Raw genomic sequence first — 16,502 nt, 5'->3', positions numbered from 1 at the left:
AGGGAATTTTGCGTCTGTCAGCCATGCGCCGGGTCATTGACGACCGGCGCGGATTGCGTCGCAAATCATATAAGTTCATGTTTCGTTTCCTCTGCTAATTCTTAATCTAACACATTGCTAGTCGCATCAGTTTCCTCAGCAACCGTTCCCGACGTATTTGGTTGGGGCAATGGTCATAAAACGAAAGAACATTATTTGATTTCCAGTGAATCGAGTCTATAGGTTCTTATACCTATTCCCGACAAAAATTCGGAAGGCTTTCTGGCTGTTTGCCGTGGTATTTTATTTATGTAAAAACTACCGTTGAGTGTTTCGAAGTCCTGTTTTCTCTATGTTGGCCGAGGGCGTTCCGGAACCTTCAGCTGCGGTTTTTAGGACGATAGGTTTAATATCGTCAGCGCATTAAACCCCGCTTGGACGCCAACAGTGTTAAAGCAGCAAACGACAATGAAAAGGCGGCAAAATTTAATAATTACTGCCCATCGTCGAATTCTGTTGCCGATGAACTGGATAATTGCTCCACTTCGGTTTGTGCATTTTTCAATACGCTGTCTTCTGTCTCTTGTGTCCGTACAGTTTTATCCATATCGGCAATCCAGTCGCGCCAAAGCGACATTAGCACCGCCATCAAGGTAGGACCGAGAAACAATCCCAGTAAACCTAATGTTTCCATGCCGGCAAAAATCCCCAGCAAAGCCCAGATAAAAGGTAGTTTAACTACACCTCCGATTAACGCCGGACGGACGTAATTGTCTGCTATCATGGTAAGGATCATGCCATAAACAAAAAGTCCAGTGGCTGCCACTATGTGTCCTTCCGCGACCAAAACTAGTGAACAAGCGCCAAAGATTATCTTGGCTGCGAATGGAATCATCGCAAAAGTTCCTGTTAATGCCCCCAATATGGCAGGATGACTTAATCCGGCGAGTGCATAACCAACGCCCAGTAACAGACCTTTGCCCAAACCAATCAATACCATGCCGTTAACGGTGGCGCGTACTGCCGCCGTGGCATGTAGCACATAACGAACACCGATTTCGCCAAACAATTTCCGGCTACTTGCTAATATTTGACGACTCAAACCATCACCGTGCTGATAAATAAAAAACAGTATCAAGAGTATCGTCAGAAAACTAAAAAACCGGTGTAAAAGTTGACCGGCAAAATCTTTAGTGTACGTCACAGCGCCGCCAGTACTCAGCCAGTGTAATGATTCTTTGGCAGCCTCAGCACTACCCAATGTATCGATCCAGAAATTCTTGGCCCACTGACCTATCATGGGCAGGGTTTCCAGCCAGTTTGGCGCTGGAATGCCGACATTTTGAGCATCAGTCAGGAATTGCCCGAGCGATTGCGCTTCATTAAGCAATCGGTGTAAGCCATAGCCCAGTGGTGCCAGAATAATTGCACCAATCAGCAAGGTAAGCCCGACAGCGCCCCATGTCGCTTTACCATGCAATTCTTTGTTAATCAGTAAACGCTGATAAATTGGCCAAGTGGTAACAGCAAGAACAACTGCCCAAGCCAGTAAGGAAATAAAGCTGTGCAGAACCCAGCCGCCCAGCAAGAGCAAAATAAATACGCCGATTACACGAGCTTTAACTTCCGGTTTGTTTGTCATAAGTCATGATAGGGAGCAAAAAAAGGCTTACGATTCTGATGACGGCCTTCAAATAGCGCGACAATCAGCACATAAATTAGCATTAATGCGCCGGCTAATAGCCACGGCTGCCAAGCGATAGTCATCAATAATTGTCCGTGCGCAAAATATAAGCCGATGCCTAGCCCGATATAACCGATCACGCGTTTGACATCGTAATCCACCGGATAATATTTTTGTCCCAGCAGATACGAGACGATAGCCATGCTACTGTAACAGGCCAACGTCGCCCAAGCTGAACCTATATAACCGAATAGCGGTATCCACCAAACGTTGAGCACGATAGTCAGCGCCGCTCCGGCTAAAGATACCAAAGCCCCCATCAAGGTGCGGTCGGTTAATTTATACCAAATGGACAGGTTAATATAAACACCCAGGCATAGATTAGCCATCAGCAAAATCGGCACGACCTCAAGCCCTGCGCGAAATTCTTCACCGACAAAATATTTAAAGAAATCGATAAATAAAGTTACCAATAGAAAAATAAACACGCAGAAAATGACAAAAAACTTAAGCACCGTCGCATAAATCTTTCGGGCATCGCTTTTGTCTGCATAAGCAAAGAAAAACGGCTCAGCGGCATAACGAAAGGCTTGAATAAATAGCGACATCAAAATCGACAATTTGTAACAGGCGCTGTAGATCCCCAGCATCTTCATATTGGCCGGGTTACCGTAAGGCAGCAAGTATTTCAACAGGACGCGGTCGAGCATTTCGTTGACGATCCCGGCGAAACCGATCACCACCATCGGCAACGAGTAGCGAACCATGCGGAAAAATAATGCTCGGTCAAAACCCCAAGCAAGACCGGATAGCTGAGGAGTAAGCAGCAAAAACTTAAAGCCGCTGGCCATTAAATTGGCAATAAAAATATAACCTATGCCTATAGCAGGACTGTAAACGCTCGCTACCAACGATTCGGCATCTTCCGCATAAGCTTTGGGACAATAGATAATAAAGAACAAACTCAGCAGCACGGTTATCAGTATCTCGACGATCTTGATTCCGGCAAAGCGGAATGCCTTGTTTTCCGCTCGCAGCCGGGCAAACGGAATTGCGGCAATAGCATCCATGATTAAAATCATACTAAACCACAATACGTATTCAGGATGATTGGCGTAGTTCAGCGCTGTCGAAAGCCGTGTATTGATTAGCAATATTAAGGCAAAAAAGCCCAAATTGATTAAGATCACGAACAGCAGCGCTGTTGAATAAGCTACATCACGGCCCGGGTGTTCCTTGTCGCGAAACCGGAAATAGCCGGTTTCAAAACCAAACAGCAGCAACACCGAAAAAAATCCGGCATAGGCATAAAACTCCGATACCACCCCGTATTCCGCTGCTGTGAAATAATAGGTATACAGCGGCACCAACAGATAGTTGAGGAATCGGCCGAAAATACTGCTGATACCGTAAATTGCAGTTTGAGATGCAAGCTTTTTTAAAATGCTCATGGCGTGAAATTATACATGAACTCGGCCGCCAACCTCTGCTTGCCTTACTGAAAACGCTGACTTTTTGTTCTCTATTTTTTGTATAATTTATGAAAGATGCAGCGGCAAAATCCAAAAGCCGTTGCCAGAAAGCATATATTGCCCATGCAAACGAATTTTGACTTAAGCTTTGCAGATAAAGTGAACTTTAGTGAAACATATCAGTCGATATTGGCAACCTCTGATTTTATAAATTCTAACGCTGCGATGACTTGATCTGAGAATTTAAAGCGGCTTAAACGGAGCGTTGTCAAATCACAAGCTTTCTTTCAATTGCTATTGTAGCTCGCTATAATTGATCATACAGAATATTGATCATGAAGCGGATTTTAGCCCCCACCATTCACCGCAACGGATTCGTAAAGCCGCTCACAACCCCAACCGAAAAAGAGATGCAATTATTTTGATGTTAATACTGAAAGCAGAATACTTGAGTGGTTCCGTTCAGGGAAGAGCCGGGGATTTGTTTTGAGGCTAATGTCGGGTAATGAAAATGCATAAACGAGTGCTTTCACGGCTACTGCTGCTCTATATTTTGAGCGCATGTATTGCAATCGGAATAGCAGTTACTTCGATAGTAAAAAAAGAAGTGCAAACTTCTAAATATCAGGCGCATTACCTTTCGGAAATAAGCAATCAATTGAGTTCTGAACTCAAACCGGGGCATAGTTCGGCGATACGTTATCCCGACCATGGCCCTTATGATCAGCGCTTGGGCTATACATTACTGTCAAACGAGATTACGCGACTGGAGAAGTCGGGTTATACCATTACCTCGCAGGCATCTATGTCGCCAATGATGACCCGGTTGGTCGATGACTACGGCCTGTTCCCCATCTATCAAGAAAAAACCCGGGCTGGGCTTCAGATTGTCGATCAAGCCGGACAAACCATATTCAGCGCAATCTATCCTTCTCATGGTTATCCCAATTTTGATGCCATTCCGCCGCTGGTGTTGAACACCTTGCTGTTTATCGAAAACCGCGAATTGCTTAACGAAAACCACAAGAATATTAATCCCGCCGTGGAATGGGACCGCTTAGGCTTTGCCGCTTTGCAAATGATGGCGCGGAAACTGGGCGCGGATATCAATGTGCCAGGGGGCAGCACCTTGGCTACGCAATTGGAAAAGTACCGGCACTCGCCGGATGGCTATACCGAGTCAATGGTAGAAAAGTTTCGCCAAATGGGTAGCGCTTCCTTACGCGCTTATTTACAAGGACCGGACACACGTAAAATGAGGCGGCAAATAGCGCTTGCTTATTTAAATTCGATGCCGCTGGCTGCGACTGCGAAATTAGGCGAAGTACATGGTTTGGGCGATGGTCTGTCGGCTTGGTTTGGCGCCGATTTTGACACCGTTAACCAACTGCTCAGTACAGATGCTCTGAAGAGTGGAAATGTCGCGTTCAATGGATCGGCTGCCACGAATGACAAAAGCACTGCAATCGGTACAACTGCACGGACTCAGGAGGTAGAGCAACGCAAGGAGCAGTTACCGAAAGCGATCAATTCAACCGAACGGGTTACACCGCAGCAGGGACAAGCCTACCGGCAGGTGCTGAGTATTTTATTATCGCAAAGACGCCCTTCCTATCTTTTAGGAGCGGGATTCGATGTGCTGCAAAATCTCACCGACAGTTATTTGCGCATATTGGCTGAACAGGGCGTTATTTCAACATCGTTACGGGATGCGGCGATGCAGGCAGCTATAGTTCGTCTTCCCAAGCCGGATCAACTGCCGGCCAAATTTATGGCGGAACAAAAGACCCAGAATGTGTTGCGCACCCGCCTTGCCAAGACGCTAGGCATAAAGTCCAACTATGAGCTGGATCGTTTGGACTTAACCGTTAAAACCACGCTCGATTACGATACCCAACAAGCAGTCACTCATGCTTTACGACAGTTGAGCGAGCCCGACAAGGCTCGCGCTGCGGGCATAGTGGGCTTTAGGATGCTTAATGAAGATATTAATCTGGCTCCGATAGTATATAGCCTGATGTTGTTTGAGCGTGGCGAAAAAGGCAACCTGCTGCGCATACAGACCGATAACTATGATCAACCGCTTGATATTAACGAAGGTATACGGCTTGACTTGGGATCCACCGCCAAGCTGCGGACTATGGTGCACTATCTGGAACTGGTTACCGAGGTTTATCAGCAATATCAAGATAAACCGGCACAGGAGCTGAGCCGAATCGAACTGCATCCGCGTGACTATATATCGGCATGGGTTATCGGCCAGTTACGTGCTAACCCAAAAATAAATCTGGAGAATTTGCTTAACCAGGCTCTGGATCGACGTTATTCGGCAAGCCCTTACGAAAATTTTTATACCGGCGGAGGGGTACATAGTTTCAGTAACTTTACCCCGGATGAGAATTCCAAAATCATGTCGGTACGTGATGCGCTTCGCGATTCGGTCAATCTGGTGTTCATTCGGTTAATGCGCGATTTGGTTTATCATCATCTTTATAAACCGGAAGGCATAGCACGATGGCTGGAAATCCCCGATGACCCTCGGCGTATGGAATATCTGATGCGATTTGCGGATAAGGAAGGCCAAGTTTATTTAAGGCGTTTTTACGAAAAATATCACGGCAAGCCAACAGACGAAATCATGGAGTTGCTTACCCAGAGAGTTTTTGCCAAACCGTCGCGTCTGACCATGCTTTATCAGGCAGTTTACCCTGACGCACAAACCGATGCGTTAAGCAGTTATTTAAGTGCCCATCTGGCCGCGACCGCCTTGGATGCCGAGGATATTGAACAACTTCATCGGAAGTATTCACCGGCGAATTTTGATTTGCAAGATCAAGGCTATATCACCAAAGTTCATCCCCTTGAATTGTGGCTGGTCGGTTATCTGGTTCGACATCCCGATGCCACGCGTGCCGAAATCATTGCCGCCAGTACCGAACAACGGCAAAACGTTTATCGATGGCTGTTTAAGAGCAGCAGAAAAAATGCCCAGCAACGGCGCATTATGACCTTGCTGGAGGATGAGGCTTTTAAACAAATTCATACTGCATGGGATCGTTTGGGCTATCCGTTTGGGTCGCTAACGCCTTCTTATGCGACATCTATCGGAGCATCGGGGGATCGTCCGGCCGCATTGGCCGAACTGATGGGTATTTTGCGCAATGACGGCTTGCGATTGCCGACAGTCCGGTTTGACAGCTTGCATTACGCCCAAGCGACGCCTTATGAAACAGTGCTGGACAAGTTGCCTGAACAAGGCCAGCAGGTGCTTGTCCCGGAAGTGGCGAAAGCGGCGCGCGGCGCATTGATCGGCGTAGTCGAAGCTGGAACGGCAGGCCGCCTTCGAGGCATTTACAAAAGCGCTGACGGCAAACCGTTGTCGGTGGGCGGCAAAACCGGAACCGGGGATCATCGCCGGGAAATATGGGGTACGGGCGGACGCTTGATTGACTCGATATTCATCAGCCGCGCCGCCACCTTTACGTTTTTTCTTGGGGATCGCTTTTTTGGGGTAATTACAGCCTATGTGGCGGGGCCGGATGCGGAACGCTATCACTTTACCAGCTCGCTGCCGGTGCAAATAATCAAGTTTTTGGAACCTACACTAGCGCCTTTGTTAAATAAAGCACCGGATGGCCAAGCTTCCGGACTGTTTGCAAATTTTAAAACAGTAGTGTCAGACAAAGATAATGATTCGGCTTCTGTATCTCCGCCTTAAGCCATGTCCAACATTGCTTGATTATCTCTGGCAGTTGCTACAAAACACAGTGGATCGATTAGCTATCCGAATTTCCGTTAACGGCTGATTACAACTGACACACGATAATCCGGAGCGACCATAAACTCTAAGTTGCTGTTGAAAATAGCCGGGTTTTCCGGCCTCATTGACAAAATCTCTCAGCGTTGTACCGCCTTGTTGAATGGCTTGTCTTAAAACCACGCGAATACACTCAGCAAGTTTCTGATAACGAATCAAAGAAACTTTGCCAGCTTGGCGCGCTGGATGTATGCCGGCCATAAACAAGGCTTCATTGGCATAAATATTTCCAACTCCCACCACAATATGGCTGTCCATAATGAATGACTTTACCGCTATTTTGCGGTTTCTGGACAACGAGTAAAGCAGTTCGCTGTTAAAATCGGGTAACAGCGGTTCAGGACCTAAATCTTTGAGCAAGGGATGTTCCGCAATAGGCTCCCCCGTCCATAATACCGCGCCAAACCTGCGCGGATCATTAAAGCGCAGCAGCGTTCCTTCATTAAAAATAAAGTCTATATGATCGTGTTTACCGGCTGCCTGATCCGAAGACATAATTCGTAAACTGCCTGACATGCCTAAATGCAAAATCACCGTACCAGCAGTAGTGAAAAATAGCAGATATTTTGCTCTTCTGGAGACTGATTGAATCCTGAGTCCTGTTAAAGTTTGATTGAGCGCTTCAGGTACAGGCCAACGCAGCTTTGGCTGGCGGACGATAACCTGTTTGACGATTTGCCCTTCGATATGCGGCGCAATGCCTCGGCAAGTGGTTTCAACTTCGGGTAATTCAGGCATGAGCTAGGTTCTTAATCAAGGCATATGTTCGGTTTTGTGGCGTAGAGTTTAACATGGATGTGATTGTGAATTTTGAGGGGCTTCATGACTTGTTGAAGGATGTTTTAAAAATGTATCCGTTACTACCTATTGCTTATAAAATAATTTAACAAAATAATTTAACTATTTATTTTTTAAATAAAAGTATTAAAGCTTCACTTTTTCAATGATTAAAAATAGCTTATAATAAATTTGTGTTTGATTTATTTTTGCAATATTCATTTTACTAAAAGAAGAAAACAGTATGAGCAGTGTTTGGGTGGTAGGTAATCATGTGAAAGTTCAGGGCATGCCCAATGATTTCAAAATACTCTCGTACAATTTTATCTTGGGCGGTTGCGTCGAAATGATTCTGGAATCAACCGAAGGCAGTAGAATTTTTTTAAAACGGAGAAAATCGCAAATCTCCGATATTGAAGATCAGTATACTTTTAACACCGGTTCTAACGATGCAAGCTACGACTATTAGGTTCTGTTGACATTTAATAAAAAGATTTCCTATTACAATAACTTACAGCCTTACCAAATATTTGTAAGCGATTGTTTTTTTGATGTCTATTATTGAAATGTCAACATAATCCATGAATTACAGTGATTGTTTTCATAAAATCGACGCCAAAATCGATTTAATATTATTTACGGATAAGCTCTTAGCCTTTAGCCGAACCGGCGCTGTCAATCGACTTTAAAGTTTCTTTTGCCGTATCTATACCAATAAAATCGACTTTTTTATCGATAGCTTTTTGCAGGTACTCGCGAGCTTTAGCTGTATCATTTTGCTTGTAATAAATCATACCCAAATGATAATTGCTGATTCCAGATCCCGGATCCAACGCAATTACCTTCGACAATAATTCCTGCGCTTTAACATAGCTACCCTGCTTATAGGCAATCCAGCCGGCAGTATCGAGCATATTAGGGTTATTAATTTTAGTTAGCGGTTCAGCCAGTTTAGCGGCTCGTTCAAGCCCCGCACTGTCGCTAACATAATCAGACAAATAACTGGCCAGATTATTAAGCGCTTCCATTGACTCGGGTTGCTGTTTATAGGCATCTTCATACACAGCTACGGCCTTATCGTGTTCTCCGCCTCTATGATAAATTATGGCCAAATCATTCACCAGTTCCATCGAACCTTTCGTGTTGACGATGCCTTCCTGATAAGCTTTTATTGCTTCAGCTTTATTGGATTGGGCAACATAAGCCAACGCCATATTGCGATAGGAGCTTGGCCATTCTGGTTTGATAGATACCGCATTTTTAAATGCGCTTATCGCGTCACTAAACTTTTTATCGTTTAAATAAACACTGCCAAGTAAATTGTAAGCTACAAAATTTTTAGGTTGTTGTTTAATGATTTCATTCAACTTACCCAAGGCCTTGTCAGACTGTTTAAGCGCCAGATAGCTTTTAATCAGCTGAGTTAGTGGCTCTATAGCTTCAGGTTGCTTCGAAAGCGAGTTTTCAAACGCAGACACACTTTTGTCAACTTTTCCTTCAGCTTGAAATGCCAGCCCCGATAGAAAATACCCCATTCCTTCATCAGCAAAGGCTTCTTGTATACGTTTTGCAGTATCTTGCGCCTTATCCCACATTTTTTGTGTCAAGAAAACCTTAAAAGCCGTCTCAAGACCCAACTTGCTGTTTGGATTTGCTTTTAATACCGCATTAATCTGTTGTGCCGCTCGAACGGTATCGCCCGATTGTTGCAACAGATTGGCCAGATCGAGTCTGGCTGCCTCATCGTTAGGTGCAATTTCAACGACTTTCTCCATGTTTTCACGTGCCAGCACCGAATCATTATTCATCAAATGCGTTGCGCTCAACAATTTGAGCACTTTAACATTTTGAGGCTGATCAACCAGAACGGCGCGAAAATCGCCAATGGCTTCGGGTATTTTACGTTCTGCCAATGAGAACTCGCCGCGTAGTGACAGCGCATCAACATCGCGCGGATTTTCTTCAATAATTTGTTTAACCAGTGCCTTGGCTTCGTCAACGCGTTTAGTTACAACGTACAACCTGGCGAGCTTGTTACGAGCCTTGATCGATTGTGGTCCCTGTTTATCAAGATCGACAACCTCTTTTAGTGTCTGCTCTGCTTCAACGGTATGCTTTTGTGCCAGTTCTAAATCGGCCAATATAAACCGTAAATCATACTTATCCGGATTTTGTTCAATCATCGGAAGAAGCTCGGTTATAGCTATTTCCGGTGTTCTCTTAGCAACCAAAAACTCAATCAACATTGACTTGGCATTGACATCTTCAGGTAGTTCCTTAACGGCCTCACGCAATATCACTTCCGCATTGTCCAGTTGATTGTTAGCCAATAAAAACACAGCTAGGCGTTTACGATACTCCAGTTGTTTTGGTTGAACTTTAATGATGGCCTCAAGGGTTTGCTGCGCTTTGTCTATGGCTTTTGTTTCCGTATACAACTTGGCTAACATTAGCAACGGCGCTGGATTGACCGGGTTCTTTTCGCTATTTTTTTGCAAAATGGCGATGGCCTGATCAATTTTTCCGGTTCGGGCGTTCAGAGAGGCTAATAGCAAATTAGCCTGTGCATCATCCGGCTGCTTTTTGAGCGCTGCTTCAATCTGGGTGATAGCACTATCCGTATTGTTTTTAAAAGCAAAAACACCAGCCATCAACACCATGCCTTCGATGTTTTCCGGATCAATGGCCTGAACTTCCTTGGCCATTTTTTCCGCTTCATCGGCTTTATTTACCAACAGATAAATTTGTCCCATTCTTAATCTGGACATCAGATGCTTAGGATCTTCATTGATGACTGCTAGGTATTGACTCACTGCATTCTGTAACTCACCCAACTTGCTTGAAGCTTCGGCCATTTGATAACGTGCTTCAATGTCTTTGGGATCAATTTGCAATACGTTCTTGAATGAAAGCTGGGCTTTTTGATAATCGCCAGCTGCAAATAACTGTTTTCCTTCATCCATATACTTGGCTTTTCTTCCGTCAGAACCGCCGCAAGCTGTTAGTACACTGGCTAGAGCCACAATTAACAACTTTTTCATACCGGGTGCTGTTTGTAACATAATTAAGATCCTGTTTAAATTAGCGTTGATCATTTAAAAATGAAGCATGTGATTTTTACTTGAGAGGCCGTTTAAATACACCGCTCGTCATCTCAGCAGGGAATTCCGATATCCAGAAGACGGGATGGCAATACCAAATCTCGCTGACCGTTTTTAGTCACATGAAACCGTCCTTGACTTGGTTTTCCTCATCCTTGCAGGAATGGCGGCGATATAACTTTAGTAGATACCGATGCTTTAACTTTATAAACTCAAGACAAAGACTAATGAGCCTCTTGGGCTTGTTCTGTTAGCGATGTTGCATTATTTGACGTTGCTATATCCTTGTGCTGGTATTTTTGCTTGACCAGCCTGTCTTCATATTCTTGAATGATAGATTCCATTTCCACACTCTTGAATTGCAATACCGGCTCAGACTTTAACAGCGCGTCCAACACGCCTTTATTCTCATAACTGTTCAGTACTTCCTTAGCCGCCTCAAACATTTTTATGTTTTTGCCTTCGCAACTTTGCAGATTGGTTTCTGTCTGTTTCTGGGTATTTTGCAGATTAACATGAGTTGCACTCAGCTCATTTTTAGCCTGATTCAAGGCATTATATTTTTCAATCACTTCCAGCAATTTTGCATGGGTCTGTTCAAGTGTGTTGCGAACTTCGACATTACTGTTTTTTTGAGCATCAAGCTCACTGCTTAGACGGTCTTCGGCCGAAACAGCTGCTGATTTCTCCTGTTTTAATTGCTCAATCTCTGAGGCGAGTTTGTCTTTTTCTGTTTTAAGCTGATCTCGTTCAACGGTAATATCTTTAACCATGGATTGCAGTTTACTAACGACTTTATTGTTACCGTCAGCTGCGCGGGGTGCTGCCTGCAATGCTGTCGACAACAAGCTGCCTGCAAATAGAATGGATACCACCGACACATTGATAATTCTGTTCATACCGACATCCAGTTAGAAATGTGTATTAACATCAAGTTGCAATATGTCGACACCGTAACGCGGCCCGGTAATCACATCGCCACTCAGCCAGCGGCCAGTTAACCAGACATTTTTCACTAAGCCGTAATTACCGCCTATGACCCAACCCTTGACATTGGTGCCGCCGAGATGGAAATCAGAATCGGTAAAAGCATCCAGCACCGCATCACGCTCAAGATGCTTATACAAGGTAAATACACTCCAGTTACCTGATACATCGACCTTCGGCCAGCCGAGATCGGCTCTGACCTGCCAAGCGCTAGTCTGAGGTTTAGTCTCATCCCCGCCCTGTGAGGCAAAATTTCTACCAAAGCGGTTCTGAATTTCTTGCAAATTAAAACCGACATTTTTTGCGTAATCCGCGCTAAGTTTAAGATGGTGCGGTGCAAAAAAAGCTAAGTCGTATGCCGCATTGATATTGAGAATGTTGTAATCCGGTGCCAACCCGACTAAACCAACATTTTGGCCAATCAGTAGGGGATTGGTATTGTCTGCACAAATAGTGGCCAAACTATTACCTAACTGCATAAAATCTGGTTTGGAAAAGGTATTGTCCGGCGTATTGAAATTACATATATTATTTTGAGCGGCGTTGGTATTAGGCTTGGCTCGGATATTTCGATAATCAAAGTAGCCGGCACCGATTGTTAAGTTATCCTGATTATCAAACCCCCAATCCAATCCGGCCTGGCCGCCGAACAACCATTTGTCATGCGCGCTTAATGCAGTTTCCTGTAATGGGAAAGCACCTGCGGTTGCAAACACAGTTGGCCCGGCGGCGCCTATATCGCCCAAACTGCCGGAGTTACTAAAGCGGTGGCGAACCGTAGCCGCCGCCCCTTCAAACGATAGATCCTCATCCCACACCAGTTCACTGCCACCGGTAAAGAAGGGATTCACAATCCGGCCACCCGCCAGAGTCAGCCAGCTAAATTTTCTATCGTCCACCAGATCGTATTTAAGAAAGGCGCGGTCAACCCTAAAATCGTAACGATCGCCAAAGTTGCCCAAAGTCTGGTTTGTCGATGTCGGATTTTTGATATTACCGGTCGTCAAACGTATGCCAGCAACCAGACCATCGGCGACCTGTGCATCTATCCCCAAACGCAAACGTTCTCTAAACCGATTCCGGTCATGACTAACATTTAGAAACTCCTCGTTATTATTTATTGCCGCAGTTTCCCCACCCCGGTCATTAATTGCTTGCCAATTTTTGTAATAGCCTTGGGTATTATCTTTCGCCATATATTCCGCCTGATCCCGCAACCGCAAATCCCCGGACAACTTGAAACGCCGCGTCCATTCCGGCAGCGCATTGGGCATGCCCCATTGTTCATTTTTTGCTTTTTGCATCACATCGCCAACCACTTCCTCACGCAGCTCGCTACGCACCTGTTGGCGAATCTCGTCCTTTACAAAGTCCGGCACATAAGCCACTCGCACCTCATCGGCAGGCACTGCTTCCTTACCCGCCGTGGCCTTCGCTTCGGCTACCTGCTTATCGGCATCCGCCTCGGCCTGCTTGATCATTTCCTCGGCCGTTTTGTCAGTAATCACCCCTTGTTTGACCAGCTGTTTGATCAGATTGGTAGTGGTATTGCGTAACTTTAGCAATTCCTCCTTTTCGCCCGCTTGAGTCACACCGGCTACGCACATCAATGCCAAAGCCAGTAGCGGTTTCTTGTTGTCCATGGGTGTTTCCTACAAATTTTAAGATTAAAGTCTTGATGAAATTTTAAATTTAATGGGCTGTTCCATACCCGGCGGCGGCACTTCGCTTGCTTTTTTGAATTTGCCTAACAGCCTCTCCAATAACTTGTCGATGTCCGGGTCATTACTGCCTTTCGCCAATTCAAAGCGCGTGACGGTACCGTCAGGATTCAGCCAAATTTTGACCACAGCCGAATAGCCTTTTTTCCGTAATTCGTCATGTTCTGACAAAATATCGACCAAGCTGGCTTTTATCGTTCCGGCATACCAGGCATTAGGGTTCCCACCACCTAGAAGCCCTTTGCCGCCTTTATGGCCGACCAAACCAAACGCATCCGAACCCGCCGTTCCTTCCGCATCCAGTCCCGTATCACCGGCCGGTTGTTGATCCGGTACATCGGGTAAAGGCTCTGGATCCGGCTGCGGTTCTTCAATTTTTTCCATTTCCGGCTCGGGCGGCGGCGGTTCAACTTTCGGCGGCGGTGGGGGTGGGGGCGGAGGCGGCGCTAATAACGTAATGGGCTGGATTTTTTTCTCATGTTTAGGTGGCTCATCAATGAAACGGCTAATGATCTTTACCACGTACCCGATAGCCACAAGAAGTATCAACCCGCCTATGATTTTAGGCACATACACTCTTAAATGCTTTTTATTAGTCATGAGCCGGGCAGAACCTACTTAACCAGATTTTGAGTCACTAATCCGACCTGGGTAATCTCCAGCTTGCCCAACAAAGCAAGAATATTGATAACACTTTGATACTGCACTGTGGCATCGCCCTTGACGACCACCGGCAAGGCAGGATTAACCGCTTTGTATTGCTGTAAAGTGGATTCCAGCTGTTCCATAGTGACAGGAAACGTATCAAGAAAAATGGTGCCGTCAGCAGTCACTGTAATCGCCTTGGTTTGGGGTTTGGACAAACTAGGGGTATTACTGGCTTTAGGTAAATTGACCTGTACGCCCTGAACTGCCGCCGTGGTCATTAAAATAAACACAATCAATAATACGTATGCCAAATCAAGCATCGGCGTAACGTTGATTTCGTCATAAGCCGCATTTTCTTCTTGTAATTTCATAGTTAATTTTCTCTAGCAGAACATGATGTCCAGATAAGCGCTGTACTCCAGCATCTTCAATTGAAATACCCTTAGGTATGCTGCTCGGTCAGTTTTGCGACAAATTCATCAACAAACACATGCATATCAGCAGTGATTTCCTTGATGCGGCCACCTAAATAGTTGTATCCAAACAAGCAAGGAATCGCCACCATCAGACCAGCCACTGTTGCCGTCAGCGCGCCCGCAATACCCGGCGCGATCGCATTGACATTCACTTCGCCGCTGACCGCAATCGCTGCAAAAGTAATCATTACCCCAATAACAGTACCCAACAGTCCGAGGAACGGCCCACCACTAATCGCGATAGTTAACAGAACCATCTGTGAATTAAGTTTTTGCAATTCTCTGATTAACGTCGCGTCCATTGTTGCTTTAACGGCATTCATGGCTTGGGCTGTTAAAAGTTGTTCGCTTGTTGAAGCGTTTTCGACTTTTTTCAAGCGCCGATTCATCTCTTCGACACCTACATGGTATATGCGATAAATGGTAGAACCCTTAAAAGCGCCATGTTTAGTAGTAAATGACAACAACAACGGAGATTCATCAAAGTCTTGGTCATCTTCATCGTCTTCCTTGTTTAGATTGCCAATTTCTTGGGTAGTCAATTGACTATAGGCTTCTTGAAATTTTTTGTTCTCGCTATGCACACGATTAAGAACGATGGCTTTAACTATCATTACCATCCAACTGACCACAAACATGACGCCCAGGATACCGATAATGACCCAGCCGTCTGTGGTCACATTTTTTATCGAACCCATAATTAAGGACTCGCCGCCTTCCTCGCTGTCCGGCGTACTGTCTTCGCCGTAAGTCAACGCCGTCATTGATACCCCTTGCATTTGGACATCAAACTTGATGGCATTGGCATCCAGCGCGACTTTATAAACGGATAATTGATCCAGCAAACCCGTTAAACTGCGAGCGCCGGCAGCATCTGCTCCAATCGTCATTTCACCGGTTAAATCCCGAGTCGCCACGCCCAAAGACCCTACGGAAACACCATCGACGTACAGCGTCAAATTGGCCGAACTTACAGTCAAAGCCAGATGATGCCAAACGCCTAATGCTAACGGCATTGGCCCTTTAATTTCCTGTTTAGAGCCCTCCTCAACTTCTACATAAGGCGTTTCACCCAGGATCGATAAGCTCACCCTACTTCCGGAACCTGATCTTTGAAAAATAATGCTGTTATTTTGCGCCTGGTCTATTTTCACCCAGGTTGAAACAGTCCAGCCGGATGCCGATGACATTTGCAAGGATGGCGTTGCTGGAATACGGATAATCTGGCTGCCATTAAACACCGCAGCTTCGGCAATCAGACCGCCTTCTCCAGTGGTTGCAGTAGCTTCGCTTGGGTTATTGCCATACGCCGTCAAATCCTTTGCGCCGGCCGAGCCAAACTGATAGCTCAAAATCTGGTTAACATCATAAGAACCTCCCGCATCCTGCGCATCCACTGCTTGTGGATTACCGTAATACAGCCAAACTGCAGGATCTTCAGCAGTGGCTATGTCAGCAGGCAATTTCACCCAGATCAACGCCATCTCATTAATGCTGTCCAGCTTTTCAATATAAAACTTAAGAGGCGTTTTTTCGTCAGCAGCCAGTATGCGTATATCCTTGCCCTTGTCGGCAAGATCGGCAAAAAAAGTAAAATTTCCGGTATGTAAACGAATTAACGCAAACCCGGAAGCAGGGACGGTAACACCATCCTGTTTTAGCTTTTGTATATCCAAAGTAATTTTTTTCTTATATCCCCAATCATCGCTCCACCAGGCTGAAGCCAATGAGGGTATTAGCATAAGGATCATCAATAAAAAGCCAAACCGTTTCATTCTTTCTCTCAGTTGTGTATCAATTAGGGAATTATTACAAAGATTCATTACATTAATGTGACGCC

General features: G+C 45.4%; 11 protein-coding genes. 2 read left to right on the top strand and 9 right to left on the bottom strand.

Annotation, left to right across the window (positions count from 1 at the left end; all coding sequences use genetic code 11):
* Positions 1 to 472: 472 nt before the first annotated feature.
* Together EPO18_RS00230 and EPO18_RS00225 are read right to left on the bottom strand one after the other, a co-directional pair.
* On the bottom strand, positions 473 to 1,621 hold the full coding sequence (locus EPO18_RS00230; RefSeq protein ID WP_292428861.1) for an AI-2E family transporter: 1,149 nt from the start codon (positions 1,619 to 1,621) through the stop codon (positions 473 to 475).
* Positions 1,618 to 3,114, bottom strand: a complete 1,497-nt coding sequence (locus EPO18_RS00225) for an oligosaccharide flippase family protein (protein WP_292428859.1) — start codon at positions 3,112 to 3,114, stop codon at positions 1,618 to 1,620. Before EPO18_RS00225 ends, EPO18_RS00230 begins: the two co-directional genes overlap by 4 nt.
* A 526-nt stretch (positions 3,115 to 3,640) precedes the next feature.
* Between EPO18_RS00225 and EPO18_RS00220 the strand changes: the two genes are divergently transcribed.
* Positions 3,641 to 6,853 (top strand): transglycosylase domain-containing protein, encoded by a 3,213-nt coding sequence (locus EPO18_RS00220; RefSeq protein WP_292428855.1) that lies wholly within the window; start codon positions 3,641 to 3,643, stop codon positions 6,851 to 6,853.
* A 21-nt stretch (positions 6,854 to 6,874) separates the two neighbouring features.
* Here EPO18_RS00220 and mutM read toward each other — a convergent pair whose 3' ends face one another.
* The gene (mutM, locus tag EPO18_RS00215; RefSeq protein WP_292428852.1) at positions 6,875 to 7,690 is read right to left on the bottom strand and encodes a bifunctional DNA-formamidopyrimidine glycosylase/DNA-(apurinic or apyrimidinic site) lyase; all 816 of its coding nucleotides are present in this window, start codon (positions 7,688 to 7,690) and stop codon (positions 6,875 to 6,877) included.
* Positions 7,691 to 7,973: 283 nt separating this feature from the next.
* Here mutM and EPO18_RS00210 point away from each other — a divergent pair, with 283 nt between their 5' ends.
* Positions 7,974 to 8,198: a hypothetical protein gene (locus tag EPO18_RS00210; protein WP_292428849.1), complete on the top strand. Its 225-nt coding sequence runs from the start codon at positions 7,974 to 7,976 to the stop codon at positions 8,196 to 8,198.
* Positions 8,199 to 8,379: 181 nt separating this feature from the next.
* Here EPO18_RS00210 and EPO18_RS00205 read toward each other — a convergent pair whose 3' ends face one another.
* The 6 genes from EPO18_RS00205 to EPO18_RS00180 all read right to left on the bottom strand — a co-directional run bounded on the left by EPO18_RS00205 (position 8,380) and on the right by EPO18_RS00180 (position 16,437).
* Positions 8,380 to 10,791 (bottom strand): tetratricopeptide repeat protein, encoded by a 2,412-nt coding sequence (locus tag EPO18_RS00205; RefSeq protein ID WP_292428846.1) that lies wholly within the window; start codon positions 10,789 to 10,791, stop codon positions 8,380 to 8,382.
* Between the two features lie 263 nt (positions 10,792 to 11,054).
* Positions 11,055 to 11,729 (bottom strand): hypothetical protein, encoded by a 675-nt coding sequence (locus EPO18_RS00200; RefSeq protein ID WP_292428843.1) that lies wholly within the window; start codon positions 11,727 to 11,729, stop codon positions 11,055 to 11,057.
* A 12-nt stretch (positions 11,730 to 11,741) separates the two neighbouring features.
* Entirely contained in the window at positions 11,742 to 13,460 is a 1,719-nt protein-coding gene (locus tag EPO18_RS00195) for a putative porin (RefSeq protein WP_292428840.1), read from the bottom strand.
* Between the two features lie 24 nt (positions 13,461 to 13,484).
* Complete coding sequence (locus tag EPO18_RS00190) at positions 13,485 to 14,108, bottom strand: TonB family protein (protein WP_292428837.1); 624 nt, start codon at positions 14,106 to 14,108, stop codon at positions 13,485 to 13,487.
* 44 nt (positions 14,109 to 14,152) lie between these two features.
* The gene (locus EPO18_RS00185) at positions 14,153 to 14,557 is read right to left on the bottom strand and encodes an ExbD/TolR family protein (RefSeq protein ID WP_292428834.1); all 405 of its coding nucleotides are present in this window, start codon (positions 14,555 to 14,557) and stop codon (positions 14,153 to 14,155) included.
* 71 nt (positions 14,558 to 14,628) lie between these two features.
* Complete coding sequence (locus tag EPO18_RS00180; protein ID WP_292428830.1) at positions 14,629 to 16,437, bottom strand: DUF2341 domain-containing protein; 1,809 nt, start codon at positions 16,435 to 16,437, stop codon at positions 14,629 to 14,631.
* Positions 16,438 to 16,502 lie beyond the last annotated feature (65 nt).

The organism is Methylobacter sp. (assembly GCF_004322395.1).
Classification (GTDB): domain Bacteria; phylum Pseudomonadota; class Gammaproteobacteria; order Methylococcales; family Methylomonadaceae; genus Methylobacter_A.
This window is presented reverse-complemented; position numbering and strand designations above follow the sequence as displayed.

What these genes read in the sequence shown, in the direction of transcription:
- EPO18_RS00230 (WP_292428861.1), bottom strand. Translation starts at nt 1,621, where the DNA reads ATGACAAACAAACCGGAAGTTAAAGCTCGTGTAATCGGCGTATTTATT.
- EPO18_RS00225 (WP_292428859.1), bottom strand. Translation starts at nt 3,114, where the DNA reads ATGAGCATTTTAAAAAAGCTTGCATCTCAAACTGCAATTTACGGTATC.
- EPO18_RS00220 (WP_292428855.1), top strand. Translation starts at nt 3,641, where the DNA reads ATGAAAATGCATAAACGAGTGCTTTCACGGCTACTGCTGCTCTATATT.
- mutM (WP_292428852.1), bottom strand. Translation starts at nt 7,690, where the DNA reads ATGCCTGAATTACCCGAAGTTGAAACCACTTGCCGAGGCATTGCGCCG.
- EPO18_RS00210 (WP_292428849.1), top strand. Translation starts at nt 7,974, where the DNA reads ATGAGCAGTGTTTGGGTGGTAGGTAATCATGTGAAAGTTCAGGGCATG.
- EPO18_RS00205 (WP_292428846.1), bottom strand. Translation starts at nt 10,791, where the DNA reads ATGTTACAAACAGCACCCGGTATGAAAAAGTTGTTAATTGTGGCTCTA.
- EPO18_RS00200 (WP_292428843.1), bottom strand. Translation starts at nt 11,729, where the DNA reads ATGAACAGAATTATCAATGTGTCGGTGGTATCCATTCTATTTGCAGGC.
- EPO18_RS00195 (WP_292428840.1), bottom strand. Translation starts at nt 13,460, where the DNA reads ATGGACAACAAGAAACCGCTACTGGCTTTGGCATTGATGTGCGTAGCC.
- EPO18_RS00185 (WP_292428834.1), bottom strand. Translation starts at nt 14,557, where the DNA reads ATGAAATTACAAGAAGAAAATGCGGCTTATGACGAAATCAACGTTACG.
- EPO18_RS00180 (WP_292428830.1), bottom strand. Translation starts at nt 16,437, where the DNA reads ATGAAACGGTTTGGCTTTTTATTGATGATCCTTATGCTAATACCCTCA.